Source organism: Halosimplex carlsbadense 2-9-1 (assembly GCF_000337455.1).
Taxonomy (GTDB): Archaea; Halobacteriota; Halobacteria; order Halobacteriales; family Haloarculaceae; genus Halosimplex; species Halosimplex carlsbadense.
Window position 1 is genome coordinate 1 of record NZ_AOIU01000003.1, and the last position, 13,407, is coordinate 13,407.

General features: G+C 70.9%; 10 protein-coding genes and 1 pseudogene. 4 read left to right on the plus strand and 7 right to left on the minus strand.

Annotated elements, in window-relative coordinates:
• The 3 genes from C475_RS00010 to C475_RS00020 form a co-directional block, all read right to left on the minus strand.
• A partial coding sequence (locus C475_RS00010; protein ID WP_006881658.1) for a hypothetical protein occupies positions 1-793 on the minus strand: 793 nt, incomplete at its 3' end.
• 89 nt (positions 794-882) lie between these two features.
• Positions 883-2,550: a hydantoinase B/oxoprolinase family protein gene (locus tag C475_RS00015; protein WP_006881659.1), complete on the minus strand. Its 1,668-nt coding sequence runs from the start codon at positions 2,548-2,550 to the stop codon at positions 883-885.
• Positions 2,551-2,830: 280 nt separating this feature from the next.
• Entirely contained in the window at positions 2,831-4,867 is a 2,037-nt protein-coding gene (locus tag C475_RS00020) for a hydantoinase/oxoprolinase family protein (RefSeq protein WP_006881660.1), read from the minus strand.
• Between the two features lie 142 nt (positions 4,868-5,009).
• Here C475_RS00020 and C475_RS00025 point away from each other — a divergent pair, with 142 nt between their 5' ends.
• Complete coding sequence (locus C475_RS00025) at positions 5,010-5,984, plus strand: hypothetical protein (protein WP_006881661.1); 975 nt, start codon at positions 5,010-5,012, stop codon at positions 5,982-5,984.
• Between the two features lie 14 nt (positions 5,985-5,998).
• Here the strand turns inward: C475_RS00025 and C475_RS00030 are convergent, their stop codons facing one another.
• Positions 5,999-7,333 (minus strand): metallophosphoesterase, encoded by a 1,335-nt coding sequence (locus C475_RS00030; RefSeq protein WP_049929802.1) that lies wholly within the window; start codon positions 7,331-7,333, stop codon positions 5,999-6,001.
• 367 nt (positions 7,334-7,700) lie between these two features.
• On the opposite strand from C475_RS00030, the gene C475_RS00035 reads away from it, so the two are divergent.
• The 3 genes and pseudogenes from C475_RS00035 to C475_RS00045 all read left to right on the plus strand — a co-directional run bounded on the left by C475_RS00035 (position 7,701) and on the right by C475_RS00045 (position 10,789).
• Positions 7,701-8,294 carry an HdeD family acid-resistance protein gene (locus C475_RS00035; protein ID WP_006881663.1) on the plus strand — a complete coding sequence of 198 codons (594 nt, stop codon included), beginning with the start codon at positions 7,701-7,703 and terminating at the stop codon, positions 8,292-8,294.
• A gap of 243 nt (positions 8,295-8,537) precedes the next feature.
• Positions 8,538-9,035, plus strand: a pseudogene (locus C475_RS25280) (DUF1269 domain-containing protein).
• A 179-nt stretch (positions 9,036-9,214) separates the two neighbouring features.
• On the plus strand, positions 9,215-10,789 hold the full coding sequence (locus tag C475_RS00045; protein WP_006881666.1) for a cryptochrome/photolyase family protein: 1,575 nt from the start codon (positions 9,215-9,217) through the stop codon (positions 10,787-10,789).
• 7 nt (positions 10,790-10,796) lie between these two features.
• Here the strand turns inward: C475_RS00045 and C475_RS00050 are convergent, their stop codons facing one another.
• The 3 genes from C475_RS00050 to C475_RS00060 all read right to left on the minus strand — a co-directional run bounded on the left by C475_RS00050 (position 10,797) and on the right by C475_RS00060 (position 13,384).
• Positions 10,797-11,447, minus strand: coding sequence for a hypothetical protein (locus tag C475_RS00050; protein WP_006881667.1), 651 nt, complete (start codon positions 11,445-11,447; stop codon positions 10,797-10,799).
• Complete coding sequence (locus C475_RS00055; RefSeq protein WP_049929768.1) at positions 11,444-12,031, minus strand: hypothetical protein; 588 nt, start codon at positions 12,029-12,031, stop codon at positions 11,444-11,446. The genes C475_RS00050 and C475_RS00055 overlap by 4 nt, the downstream gene beginning before the upstream one ends.
• A 123-nt stretch (positions 12,032-12,154) precedes the next feature.
• Complete coding sequence (locus C475_RS00060; RefSeq protein ID WP_006881669.1) at positions 12,155-13,384, minus strand: carboxylate--amine ligase; 1,230 nt, start codon at positions 13,382-13,384, stop codon at positions 12,155-12,157.
• Between the last annotated feature and the right edge of the window lie 23 nt (positions 13,385-13,407).

Sequence of the window (13,407 nt, forward strand, 5' to 3'; positions counted from 1 at the left end):
AGATGTGTATAAGAGACAGGGATTCGTCCATCCCGGCCGCGGTCGCGGCGTCGGCGAACTCGCCGGGCGTGCTCGTGGTGGGGTCGGGCACGTCCAGTGCCGTCGTCATCTCGACCCAGGCCTCGTAGACGGCGTTCTCGGCGTCGCCCTCGTGGTCGTCGATGCGGTCGACCGCGCGGGCCGCCGCGGCGCCCACTGCCTCGCGGTCGGGCGCGTCGGGCTCGGGCGGCGGCGAAGGGTCGACGGACGCGTCGACGCTGGCGCTAGCGTAGTAGATCAGCCCCAGCGCGGCCAGCAGCGCGAACCCGACGACGCCGAACGTCACCAGGGTGGGCAGGTCGCGCTCGTTGTCCGCCGCGCTCTCGTCGACGCTGCCCCTGTCACCGCCACCGCCGAGCGGGTCACCGGTCACGTTCGGGAGGTCACCGCCGGGCGACGGGGCGTCGATCGTCCCGGACAGTAGGAAGTACACTCCCAGGAGCCCGACGAACAACACGACCGCGGCGGCGATCCCGAGCGCCCGGTCGTACCCCATCAGCAGCGCCCCCGGGATCGCCAGTACGATAGCCGCCGCGACCAGAATCGCCACCCAGTCGCCGGGGAGTCCCGGCGCGTCGGGCGCGCTCTCGTTGGTCGGCGTCTGCTGGCCCAGCGGCTCGTCGCTGACCCCGACCGACTCGCCCTCGCCCGCCCCCCGCTGGTTGCTCGACGTGGCCGAGAGCGTCGACGCCGTCAGCGCCAGCGCGACGACACATACCACCACCACCACGGCCGCGGCCGCTCGGTCTGCCATGGCCTGACCAAACAGTCAGGAGGAACTTAAGACTCCCGTCACGTCGGCCGACCGACGACAATCGACCACTCTGGTCCGGGTGCCGTCGGTCACGTCCGATCGGCGGAGCTGTCGTCCGCCGAGCTGTCGTCCGCGGAGTCGTCGTCCACGGAGTCGTCGTCCGCCGAGTGGGCCGGGTTCCCGTGACCGCCGCCGCCGGGCGTCTCGACCGTGACGGTCGTCCCGGCCGCCACCTCTCGGGTGACCTTCGCCGGGACGCGTTCGCCGTCGATCCGATTGATCCCCGGCTGGCCGTCCGCGCCGCCCGCGATCCCCCGGGGGGCGTGTCGGCGGCGTTCGGTCAGCAATGAGACGGTCGCGTCGGCCTCGACTCGTACTGTTCGAACCAGTCCGTCGCCGCCCCGATATCGGCCGTCGCCGCCGCTGCCCTCGCGGAGGGCGTAGCGCTCGACTCGCAGCGGGTAGGCCGCTTCGAGCGCCTCGACGGGCGTGTTCAGCGTGTTCGTCATGCCGACCTGGACGCCCGAGAGCCCGTCGCTCCCCGGGTTCGCGCCGGCGCCGCCGCCGACGGTCTCGTAGTAGGCGAACTCGGCGTCGCCGACGACGAGGTTGTTCATCGTCCCCTGCCCGCCCGCGGGGACCCGGTCGGGCGCCGCCTCGGCCAGCGCCGCGAAGACGACGTCGGTCACCCGCTGGCTCGTCTCCACGTTCCCCCCGACGACCGCCGCCGGCGGCTCGGGATTCAACAGCGACCGCTCGGGCGCGCTGACACTGACGGACTCGTAACACCCCTGATTCGGCGGTATCTCGGGGTCGGTAATACATCTGATCACGAAGTATACGGCACTCTTGGCGACGGTCAGCGGGGCGTTGACGTTGCCGGCGACCTGGTCGGCGGTGCCGGCGAAGTCCACGTCGACGGTCGCACCGTCGACGGTGACCGAGACCTCGATCGGGATGTCCTCGTCGGTGACGCCGTCGCCCTCCAGCGCATCGGCCGCGCGGTAGGTCCCGTCGGGCAACTCGCGGAGTTCGGCCGCGACGCGCTGGCGGGAGTAGTCGATCACGGCCTCGAACGCCGCGAGCAGGCGGTCGCCGTGTGCGTCGAGCAGGTCACCGATGCGTTCCTCGGCGCGGTCGTTGGCGGCGATCTGCGCCCGCAGGTCCGCCCGGCGCTCGTCGGGGTTGCGGACGTTCGCGAGGACAAGCGACTCGATCTCGTCGTCGATCTCCCCGCCCGCGACGAGCCTGACCGGCGGGATGCGCAACCCTTCCTGGTGGATGTCGCGGGCGCCCGCCGGCATGCTCCCCGGCGCCATCCCACCCACGTCGGCGTGGTGCGCCCGCGAGACTGCGTAGCCGAGGATATCCGGGTCGTCGGGGTCGTCCCCGTCGGCAGCGGTCGAGTCGGTGTCGGGCGCGACCGGCGAGACCAGCGTCACGTCAGGCAGGTGTGTCCCCCCTTCGAAGGGGTCGTTCAGCGCGAACACGTCGCCCGGTTCGGGGTCGCGGTCGAGCACCGCGTCGACGGCCTCGGGCATCGCGCCCAGATGGACCGGGATGTGTTCGGCCTGGGCGACCAGCCGCCCGTCGGCGTCGAAGACCGCCGTCGAGCAGTCGCGCCGCTCGGTGATGTTCGGCGAGTAGGCGCCGCGGATGAGCACCTGTCCCATCTCTTCTGCGACGCTTTCGAGTTGGTTTCGCAGGATTTCGAGTTCGACCGGGTCTAAGTCGTGTTCGTGGTCGTCATGGCTCATTTGTCGTCCCCTCCGCTGCTGTCGTTCGAGTCGCTGGCGTGTCCAGTCGTGATGGAGGTACCGCGACCGAGTCGCGCTGAAAGCCCCCGCCGCGAGTGCTCCCGCGGTCGCCGGCGCTGTACGCGCCGGCTTCCAGCGAGGTCTTCGACCTCGCCCGGCTCGCTGCGTGCTTCCCTCGCTCCCTGCGGTCGCTCTCTCATCCCTCGCACGGGTACGTCGCGCGCACGAGAGCGCGCGACAGCGCGCGCCGGTCGGTTGATCGGTAGGATTTCGATGCCGTTCATTCCTCACCGGCCTCCAGCACGAGCGTCCCCTGTGCGTCGGCGCGGGCGGTCCACTGGGGTGGGACGACGACGGTGCTCTCGCCGCCGGCGAAGACCGCGGGACCGTCCACGGACACGCCGACCGGGACGCGGGCGCGGTCGTACACCGGCGCGCGGTAGAAGCCCGACTCGAAGAAGACGTCCCGTTTGCCGAGCAGCGGGTCGCCCTCGGGGTCGTAGGACAGGTCGGGCGGGTCGCCCGGGACCGTGGCGGTCGCTCGACAGGTGACCAGGTCCACGGGTTCGTCCATGCGGTAGCCGCGGGCGCGCTCGTGTTCGTCGTGGAAGCGCTCGCGGACGGTGTCGGGATCGAACGGGGCGGGCGCGTCGACCGCGAGTTCGAAGCTCTGGCCGGCGTAGCGACACTCGACCTCGCGCTCGACGGTCGCGACCTCCGGGTCGCCGGTCTCGGCGAGCGTCTCCTCGGCCAGTTCGTCGAACACCGATTCGACCGCCCCGGCGTCCGCGTCGGCGAGGCCCGCGCGATACGTCCGAGTCGCGTCGTGGCGCTCGTCGGCGGCCAGCAGGCCCAGCGCCGAGAGGACGCCGTTGCCCGGCGGGACGAGGACGGTCTCGACCCCCAGGCGGTCGGCCAGCGTGGCGGCGTGCATCGGGCCGGCGCCGCCGAAGGCCGCGAGGGCGAACTCGCGGGGGTCGTGGCCCCGCTCGACGGTCACGCCGCGGATGGCCCGCGCCATCGTCGCGTTGGCCACCCGGTAGACCCCCTGTGCGGCGTCGATGACGGTGTCCAGTCCCGCCTCGTCGGCCAGGTCTTCCATCACCGCCTCGGCGCGGTCGGCGTCGAGTTCGAGCCCTTCCCCGAGCGTCGTGTCGGCGCCGAGATACCCCAGCACGACCGCCGCGTCGGTCACGGTGGGCACCGTGCCGCCCTTCCCGTAACAGGCCGGGCCGGGGTCGGCGCCCGCGGATTCCGGCCCCACCCGAAGCGCACCCCCCTCGTCGACCCGGGCGATCGAGCCGCCGCCCGCGCCGACGGTGTGGACGTCGACCATCGGGACGCCGACGGGGTGGCCCCCGATCTCGGCGTCGGTCGTCCGCTCGGCGCTTCCCTCGCGAACGAGGCTCACGTCCGAAGAGGTGCCGCCCATGTCGAAGGTGACGAGGCCGGCGTGGTCGGACCGCTCGAAGCGCGCCGCCCCGACGACGCCCGCCGCCGGCCCCGACAGCAGCGTCGTGACCGCGCGTTCGCGAACGGTCGCGGCGTCGGCGATGCCCCCGTTGGACTGCATGACTCGCACCGGCGGCAGGCCCATATCCGCCGCCCGCTCGGTCAGTCGCCCGAGATAGTCGTCCACGACCGGCGTGACGTAGGCGTCGGCGACCGTCGTCGCCGTCCGCTCGTACTCGCGGAACGCCGCCAGCACCTCGTGGCTGACCGACACCGGAACTCCCAGTTCCTCCCGGAGGGTCTCGGCCGCCCGGCGCTCGTTGTCTGGATGGGCGTACGCGTGCAGGAACGAGACGGCAACGCTCTCGCAATTTCCGTCGAGGATGTCTGCGATTCCGCGGACCTCGTCACGGTCGACTGTGGTCTCGATCCCCTCGGTGGTGGCGCGCTCGGTCACTTCGAACCGGCGCTCGGCCGGGACGAGCGGGTCGGGCTTGCGCGCCGAGCGGTCGTACAGGTCCGGGCGGTCCTGACGGCCGATCGCGAGGGCATCGGCGAACCCCTCGGTCGTGACGAGCGCCGTCTCGGCACCCGAGCCTTCGAGGACGGCGTTGACCGCGGCGGTGGTGGCGTGGCGGAACCCGACGACCGCGTTCGGGTCGATGCCGGCGGCCTCGCAGGCCGTCTCGATCCCGGCGAGGACCCCGCGGGACTGGTCGTCGGTCGTCGGGACCTTCGCGGTCGTCAGGTCGCCGTCGACCACCAGCGCCACGTCGGTGAAAGTGCCGCCCACGTCGACGCCCAGGCGAGCATCGGCGGCGTCGCTGGCGTCGGCGTCGCGGGCGGCGGCGTCGGCTGCGTCCATACCCACCCCAGCGGCGGCGCGCCGATAAGCCTGCCCCGTCGGTGCGGGCCGTGGACGCGCGTCCAGCGCCGCCGGTATCGAGCCGGCGGCCCGCGGATGAGCCGTGCGTAGGTTTTTGCGGGTCGACTCCTCAGTAGAGGGCGTGCATCGACGTACCGTCGTCGTCGCGCTGCTGGTCGTCCTCGCCGGCTGCAACGCGTTCGCCGGCGGGAACGACACGGACCGCTCGGAGACGGCGACGCTGACGCCCGTCGAGGTCCCGACCGCCGAGTCGCTTCGGACGGCCACGCCGACGGCGACGGAGTGTCTCGCCCCGCGGGTCGCCGCCGACGACCGGACGCCCGCTCCGACCCCGACGACGCCGGTCACGCTCGCGACGACCGACGGGACCGTCACCGGCGGCGACATCGTCGCCGGCCACGGGGCGGCGCTGGACAACCACAGTTTCTCCCTCCGGATGGACGGGACGCGGGTACGGGCGATGCCGGGCGCCAGCGCGTTCACCTACGAGGGGGTCACGCTGGGCTTCCGGTCGGTCCGCGTGTACGCCGTCGCCGGGACGATATACCGGCTCCGACAGGTCGAGGACGGCGTCGCCGTCGCCCGACAGCCCTACGACTCCGACTCGCCCGGGTCGGCCTGGTACCGCGACGCCCTGACCGGCGAGAACTGGCTCGACGAGCGGATCGGCGACTACAATTACACGCAGGTGGGCACGCGCACCTGGAACGGCACCGAGGTACGCGTCTTCGAGGAGGCCCGCGACATCGAGGTCCTCGTCGGCTCGGGCGAGGCGCTGCGCGTCGAGTCGACGGTGCTGGTCGACCGCCGCGGCATCGTCCGCCACGTCCGGCAGGTCCGGACGCTCAAGCGCGACACCATCGACGGCATCGTCAACACCACCGAAGTCGAGACGTTCACCGTCGGCGAAGTCGGCACCGTCACCGTCAGCCGGCCCGACGCGTTCTGCGTCCCCGGCTCCGAAGCCGTCACCATCTCGACCCCAAGAACGAACGCGACCGCCGCCGGCACCGAATCCGCTCGGTCGACGACCGGCGCCGCCACTACCGGGCCGCCGACCGCGGCCGACACCGCCGCGTCGTCGACGACCGGCTAGTGCCCACGCGCCGCTCACTTCTCGACGGGCTCGGTCGCCCCTTCCTCGGGTGGCGGTGACGAAACGGGCGGGTCGACGACGGTCGTCTCGGGGATCGGCGCTTCGGACTCCGGAGTCCTGGTCAGGAGGCGCTGGAGGAGCGTCTCGTCGTCGGGGTCGGGCTTGTCGACCACCTCGTAGTCGACGCGGACGCCGCCGTCCTCGGCCGCGGTGAGCCGGAAGTAGTTGAGCCGATACGACGCGTAGTACACCGGTGGCAGGAGGCCGACGACCGGGTCGACGCGATGCAGGCGTTTGAGCCACGTGCCGGTGTTGATCACCAGCCGCTCGTCCACGTCGGTCGTCGACGGCCGGTGGGTGTGGCCGTAGACGTAGACGGCGACGGCGGGGTCGGTCCGGAAGATCTCCCTGGCGCGGTCGAGGTACTTCTCGACGGGGTCTTCGCCGTCGCTCTCGCGGACGAGCCCGAACCGCCGGAGCGTCTTGCGCACGTCCCTGAAGAAGACGTACAGCGGAACGGCGATCACGCCCAGCAGACCGACGAGTACCAGATTCACCGCGAGGACGATGTCGACCAGATACCCCACCGGACCGAACAGCGCGAGAGCGTCCTGGACGACTTCCATGGGGAGCGACCAGATCCCGGTCGCGTCGAGGGCGACGATCCCGACGTACCACAGCGCCGTGTTGAACAGCAGCAGGAAGGGGACGACCGCGAATCGCAGCCAGGCGCTCATCTCGCGGTAGAAGTAGTTCGAGAGGAGCCAGTCGGGGATCTGGGTCGTCGGCGTCACCGCCTGGATGTCCCTGAGCCAGTTGTACTTCCCGCGACCCGAGAGCCGCCCCGCACGGCTCGTGATCTGGCGATTCACGAAGTACCCCGGCGGGTTCGCGTACGGGTTCCCGAAGTCGGGGATCCGGTTGTTCGGGTCCTGTTGCATCCCGTGTTCGACGTGGACGACGTGGTCGCCGACCGCGCGCGTGATCGAGACCGACTGGTCGAGCGTGACGTTGTACTCGGCGAGCCGGTCGACGTACTCGTCGTGGGCCGCGAGTTCGTAGTCGTGGTTGCCCGGGATGAGCGTGATCGGGACCCGCTCGCCGGTCGCCCGCAACTGCGCGAACAGCTCCGGGTAGTCGGCCACCAGCGCGTCGAACTTCGCCGGCCCCTCCACCTCGGTGAACTCCCAGAGCCCGAAGGCGTCGCCGTTTATCAGCAGCTCTGCGTCCTCGTCGCCCCGCTCCAGATCACGGAGGAACCCGATCAGCTCCTCGCGGAAGTCGACGTGTCGCAACTGCTCGTCGCCGCCGATGTGGAGGTCGCTAACGAGGTAGTACGTGTCGGTCACTCGCGACCCCTCCGCCACCCGACCGCCGGCTCGATGCCGACCGCGGGCAGGCCGTTCGGCCGCCCCAGCGGGGCGTTCGACCGCCGTCGCGCCGGCGCGCTCGTCCGACGACGGACCGCCGCGAGGCTCGCCGGCGGTGCGCAAAGCCGTCCCATCTCGTTTCCGGGAGAGGGTCGGGCGCGACAAGTCGATTGTTCCCAGTTGGAACCGGGTCTGTGGCCACCCTCGCAGGGCTGATCGGGTAAGCCGACCGTTTCTCGGTAGTCGTATGCAACTCTCCAGAACGTAGTTCAAACGAGCAACAATGCCACCACAGTATCACGAATACGGTTATGGCCAGCGGTGGCATACGTGCTAGCGAGTAACAATGAGCACAGACACGTCCTCGGTCGTCTCGGCCGACACACAGCGGAGCCGGCGCTACCTGATGGGCGCCGGTCTCCTGATCACCCTCCTCGGACTGCTCGCGGTCGCCGCGCCGTTGGTCACCGGCGTCACGGTCTCGGTCCTGCTCGGGGCGTTGCTCGTCGTCGGTGCGCTCGGGCACGCCGTCAACGCCTTCTCCGCCGGCGGGGTGGCCGGGACGGTCTGGCAGGTCGCGCTCGCGATGCTCTACGCCGTCGCCGGGATCTCCTTGCTGGCCAACCCCGTACTCGGCCTGACGACGGTGACGATCCTGCTCATCGTCTACTTCGCCGCGGAGGGCGTCGTCGAAGTCGCGATGGGCGTCGCGACGCGGGCCGACCCCAACTGGCCCTGGTACGTCGTCAGCGGTACGATCTCGCTGGGACTGGCCGTCCTGCTGTGGGCGGGCTTCCCGGGGACGGCCGCGTGGGCGGTCGGACTCCTGACCGGAGTCCATCTGCTGTCGACCGGCCTCCTGCTGGTGTACGTCGGGTACACCGACCGACGGAGCGGCGTCGCGGGCGGCGAGGCGATGGGCGAGCCCGGAAGCGGCTGACCGGCCTCGAACCCACCAGCCCGTTCGGTCGGGCCCGATTTTCGGTCGATTCGCTCCCGGTCACGCGGTCACACCGATGGGAGCGCGCCCGTACACGGAGGCGTCTACGGGATCGTCGGAGCAGCGACCCGTGACGAAAGCGCGACTTATCGGGGCGGTCCGTCGGAGTACTCGGAGTTCGCGGCCGTTTCTCGCCGGTGGCGCGTCCATAACTATGTGACAAGGACCCACACGGCCGGACGCATGAGTTCACTTGTCGTGCTGGCGTTCGACACCAAAGACGGTGCAGAACAGATGCGTGAGAAGATGTACGACTTCCAGCGTCGGGAGCTGATCACGCTCGAAGACGCCGCAGTGGTCGTCCGCAAGCAGAACGGCCGCGCGAAGGTCAAACAGGCCCACAGCCTCGTGGGCGCGGGCGCGCTCGGTGGCGCCTTCTGGGGGATGCTGATCGGGCTCCTCTTTTTCGCCCCGTGGCTCGGATTGCTCGCGGGCGCGGCGGGCTGAGCGGTCTCCGGGAAGCTCGGGGATATCGGCATCGACGACTCGTTTATCGAGGAGGTCAGCGAGACGGTCGAGCCGGGCCACTCGGCGCTGTTCCTCCTCACCCGTGACGCCCAGCTGGACCGCATCGCCGAGGAGACCGGGGACGTGGAGTTCGAGATCATCGAGACCAACCTCTCGCCCGACGACGAGACGCAACTGCGCGAGACCTTCGCCGCCGAGGAGGTCGCGGGGTAAGGCACCCCGCCGCGGCGCGACCGGTCGCGCCACCGACTCTTCGGAGCGGAGCGCACCCGAACGGCCGGTAGCCGTCGCTCGCCGGGGCCGCACTCGGTCCACCGTTCGCGATCGAACTGTGTGGGTACCCTCTCTATTGTGCGAGTGAACGTAACTCGCGTATCGGCTCCGTCTCTGCCATGACACAGCTACGCCCGGTCGTCGGCACCCCCGACGAGTACGACCTGAACGACTCGAACCACGTCCCGTGGGTCCTCGGGACCCACCTCCACCCCGGGGTCGGGCCGCTCGACCGCACGCCGCCCGGGTCGCGCGTCTGCATGATCGAAGCTCACGGGTTCGCCCGCCGCAAGCCATACCACCACCACAAGCTCACGCTCGTCTTCGCCGCGATGCGTCAGTTCCGGGACGAACTTCGCGAGGCGGGCTACGAGGTCGAGTACGTGCAGGCCGAGACGTTCGGCGAGGGGCTCGCGACGTACTTCGACCGGTACCCCGACGACACGCTCGTCGCCATGCGCTCGCCGAGCCACCGCAGCGGCGACCGCTTCGCCGACCTCGTCGACGACGCCGGCGGCGACCTCGAACTCGTCGGGAACGAACTGTTCTGCTCCACGCGGGCGGCCTTCGACGAGTGGGCCGACGGCGAGACCGACGCGTTCCGCCACGAGCGGTTCTACCGGTGGATGCGCCGCGAGAGCGCCGTTCTGCTTCGCGAGGACGGCACGCCCGTCGGCGGCGAGTGGAACTTGGACGAGTCGAACCGGGAGTTCCCGCCCGACGAGTGGGCGTCGCCCCCGGTCTACGAACCCGCGACCGACGACCTGACCGCCGAGGTGAGCGAGTGGGTCGCCGAGGAGTTCGACACCTGGGGGTCGACGGAGGACTTCGCGTGGCCGGTCACCCGCGAGGACGCGCTGGCCGCCCTCGACCACTTCGTCGCCGAGCGGTTGCCCGAGTTCGGTCCCTACCAGGACGCGATGCGCGCCGACGACCCCGCGATGGCCCACGCCCTGCTCTCGCCCGCGGTCAACCTCGGCCTGCTCCACCCCTGGGAGGCGGTCACCGCGATCGAGGACGCCTACGAGTCCCGCGAGGACCTGCCGCTCAACTCCGCCGAAGGGGCCGTCCGCCAGTTCCTCGGCTGGCGGGAGTTCATGCGCCACGTCTACCGCCACGCGATGCCCGACCTGGCCGAGGCGAGCCAGCTCGGTGCCGAGCGACCGCTGCCCGACCTCTTCTGGAGCGGCGAGACCGACATGGCCTGCGTCGGCGGGAGCGTCGGCGACGTGTACGACCGGGGCTACTCGCACCACATCCAGCGGCTGATGGTCCTCGCGAACTTCGCGACGCTGTGGGGAGTCGACCCCGCCGAACTCAACGAGTGGTTCCACGCCACCTACGTCGACGCTTACCACTGGGTGACCACGCCCAACGTCGTCGAGATGGGGTCGTACGGCAGCGGCGTCTTCGCGACCAAACCGTACGTCGCCTCGGCCAACTACGTCGACCGGATGAGCGACTACTGCAGCGACTGCGCCTACGACCCCGACCGGACCACCGGCAAGGGCGCCTGCCCGTTCAACGCGCTGTACTGGGACTTCCTCGCGCGCAACGAGGACGACCTGCGGGGCAACCACCGCATGGGCTTCCTGTACGGGCACGTCGACGACAAGCGCGACGACTGCGAGATGGACGAGGTCTACCAGCGCGTCAGCGAACTCCGGTCGATGGAACGCGAGGGCGAGCTCTGAGACGCCGTCACCCCTCGGTCGAGGCGTCCTCGTCACCGAGTCGGTCCCGGAGGAACGCGGCGAACCCGCCGACGTAGTCGCTCCCCCACAGCGCGACGAGGGCGCCGCCGACGCCGTTGAACACCATGTCGGTGACGATGTCGTCGATGCCGTAGACCACCAACGGGGCCTCGGCGGCGAGCGCGCCCGCGAGCAGCTCCGACGCGAACTCCAACAGCTCCCAGACGACGCCGGCCGCGAGGACGAAGACGACGACGAACGCCGCCCGGACCGACGGGGGCGCCGCGACCGCCTCGGAGTGGTCCTCGACGGCGCGGAAGGACGCGTACCCGACTCCGGCGATCAGCGTCGCCGAGACCGTGTGGGTGATCTCGTCGTACCACTGGAAGCGCTGGTAGAGGCCGAGAAAGCCCAGCGCGTTCAGGAAGACCGCGACCGCGATCCACAGGACCAGTCCCGGATCCATGGCGTAGTCGTACTCCCGGCGCAGCAGCGCCGGCACGAAGGTCACCACCAGCGCCGACGCGCCGTTGACGGCGACCCCCCAGTCGCCGGTCGCGGCCCCGTAGGCCGACAGCGCCACCAGCCCTGCCTGTAGGCCCCGCGTGAGCAGCCGCTCCTGACCGTCCGATAGCCCGAGCGCCTCGCCGACCGTCATGTCGACCCCGGCCGCGCCGGCTCGTTCGACGAGCGCGCGTACTCGAACCGACTCCCGTACCACAGGAACGCGACGCCCGCGGCGACGGCGACGGCCGTCGCGGCGACGAGGTCCCACTGGAGTTCCGCCTTCGACCCGAGGTAGCCGGTCCCGAGCCAGCGGTCGGCGTAGAACTGCACGACCGTCCAGACCGCTTGGGCGGCCATCGTCGTCAGCGCGACGAACGCGGCCGCGAACCGGCGGCTCAGCCCGACGCTCGTGAACGCGACGAGGTCGACGACCGCGGTGGTCGCGAACGCCGCGACCGCGAGATAGCCCGCGATCTCCGCCGGGACGCCGACCCACGGGCCGGCGACCGTGGCGACCGAGACCACCGCCAAGGGCCAGGGGACCGTCGCCGTCGGATCGCGATCGGCCACCGCCGGGGCCGCGACCGGGGCCGCCAGTGCCAGCGCGAGGAGCGACCAGGGGAGGTCACCGGCGAGCGCGCTGGCGACCGCGACGGCGCCCAGGGCGCCGACCGACACCCACGCGACCGCGGCGTTCGCTCGCCCGCCCCGACTAAGCGACCCCAACCGTTCCATGGACACCGTTGCGGACCGAGCGGCAAAAGCCGGCGGCCGGCGACTGCGCCCGAGCCGTACCCGCTGGTCCGGGACGCCCGAGCCGGGGTCGCGCGCCGAGTAGAGCCGCGGGCTCCGGTCGCCTCAGACCTGGATCTCCAGGTTCGGGACGGCGGGCAGCTCGTCGAGGAGCGTCGAGCAGTCCTGGACGAACGGGCCGGGGTCGTCGAGCGAGAGGTAGTCGAACCGCGGATGTCGGTAGGTTGAGACGGCGATGTCCCGGAGCGTCTCGGCGTAGCCCGGCCGCTCGACGTGCGGGGAGTCGAACCGAAAGAGACTCAGCGCGTGGAGGAGCTCACCTTTCAGCCAGTGACAGCCGACCCCCAGGTCGTATGCGGGGTCGATCTCGTCGGCCCGACCGGTGGCCTGCTGCCAGTAGTAGCGGGGGAAGTCCGCACCCATCGCGACGGTCGAGGCGAGGGACTGCCACATGCGCGGGTTGATCTCCGCGAGGACGAACTCCCCGGTGGTCTCGTGTCTGAGGTACTCCAGACAGGCCAGCCCGTTCCACTCGAGATGGCCGAGCAGGTCCGTCGCGACCGCCCCGAGTTCGGGGATCGAGACCGACTCGCGGTAGGCGCCCCCCGACCCGGTGTAGCGTGTGCCCCGAACCTGGCGGTGCTGGAACACGGCCAGCGGGTCGCCCGAGTCGTACAGCGCGGCGACCATGTACTCCTCGCCGCCCGGGACGAACTCCTGGACGATCGGTTCGACGCGGTGGCGCTCGCGCAGCGATTCGAGATCCGGCCGGACGCCGGTCTCGAAGTGATCGATCTGGTCGGAGGTCGCGCTCTCGCCGGGCGCCAGCGAGTCGTCGTACGTGGACGTGAGCAGGTTGTACCGGGACTTGGCGAGCAGGTCGCGCGACCAGTCCTCGACGTCGACCGGCCGCCGCGTGTCGGGGACGGGGACCCCGGCCGCCTCTGCGGCCTCGGCCAGCAACAGCCTGTCGTGGACCCGTTCGAGCGCCGCCATGTCGGGCACCGGCAGCGAGACGTGCCGCTCGAACGACGGCCGATATCGCGAGAGGACGTACGCGTCGACCTCCCGGACCGGGACGATGGTCCGGACGTCGTCGCGAGCCGCCACGTCGAGCAGGTCGTCCCGGTAGGCGAGCAGGTCCGCGTGCGGGTCGGCCGTCGCGACGACCTCGTCACAGTACTTCGAGGCGAAGGCCTGGGAGGTTGACTTCTCCGAGAGGACGACCGTGTGGATGCCGAGCGGGCCGAGCGATCGGATCGCGGCGACGGTGCTCGGGACGTTCGTGACCGGCACCGCGACCGACGGCCCGTCGGACGTGCTGCCTTCGACCATGCGAGAGAGCAAGTCTCGACGGC

Bases quoted from the DNA above. Each gene is read 5' to 3' on its own strand.
- C475_RS00015 (WP_006881659.1), bottom strand. From the start codon at position 2,550: ATGAGCCATGACGACCACGAACACGACTTAGACCCGGTCGAACTCGAA.
- C475_RS00020 (WP_006881660.1), bottom strand. From the start codon at position 4,867: ATGGACGCAGCCGACGCCGCCGCCCGCGACGCCGACGCCAGCGACGCC.
- C475_RS00035 (WP_006881663.1), top strand. From the start codon at position 7,701: ATGAGCACAGACACGTCCTCGGTCGTCTCGGCCGACACACAGCGGAGC.
- C475_RS00045 (WP_006881666.1), top strand. From the start codon at position 9,215: ATGACACAGCTACGCCCGGTCGTCGGCACCCCCGACGAGTACGACCTG.
- C475_RS00050 (WP_006881667.1), bottom strand. From the start codon at position 11,447: ATGACGGTCGGCGAGGCGCTCGGGCTATCGGACGGTCAGGAGCGGCTG.
- C475_RS00055 (WP_049929768.1), bottom strand. From the start codon at position 12,031: ATGGAACGGTTGGGGTCGCTTAGTCGGGGCGGGCGAGCGAACGCCGCG.
- C475_RS00060 (WP_006881669.1), bottom strand. From the start codon at position 13,384: ATGGTCGAAGGCAGCACGTCCGACGGGCCGTCGGTCGCGGTGCCGGTC.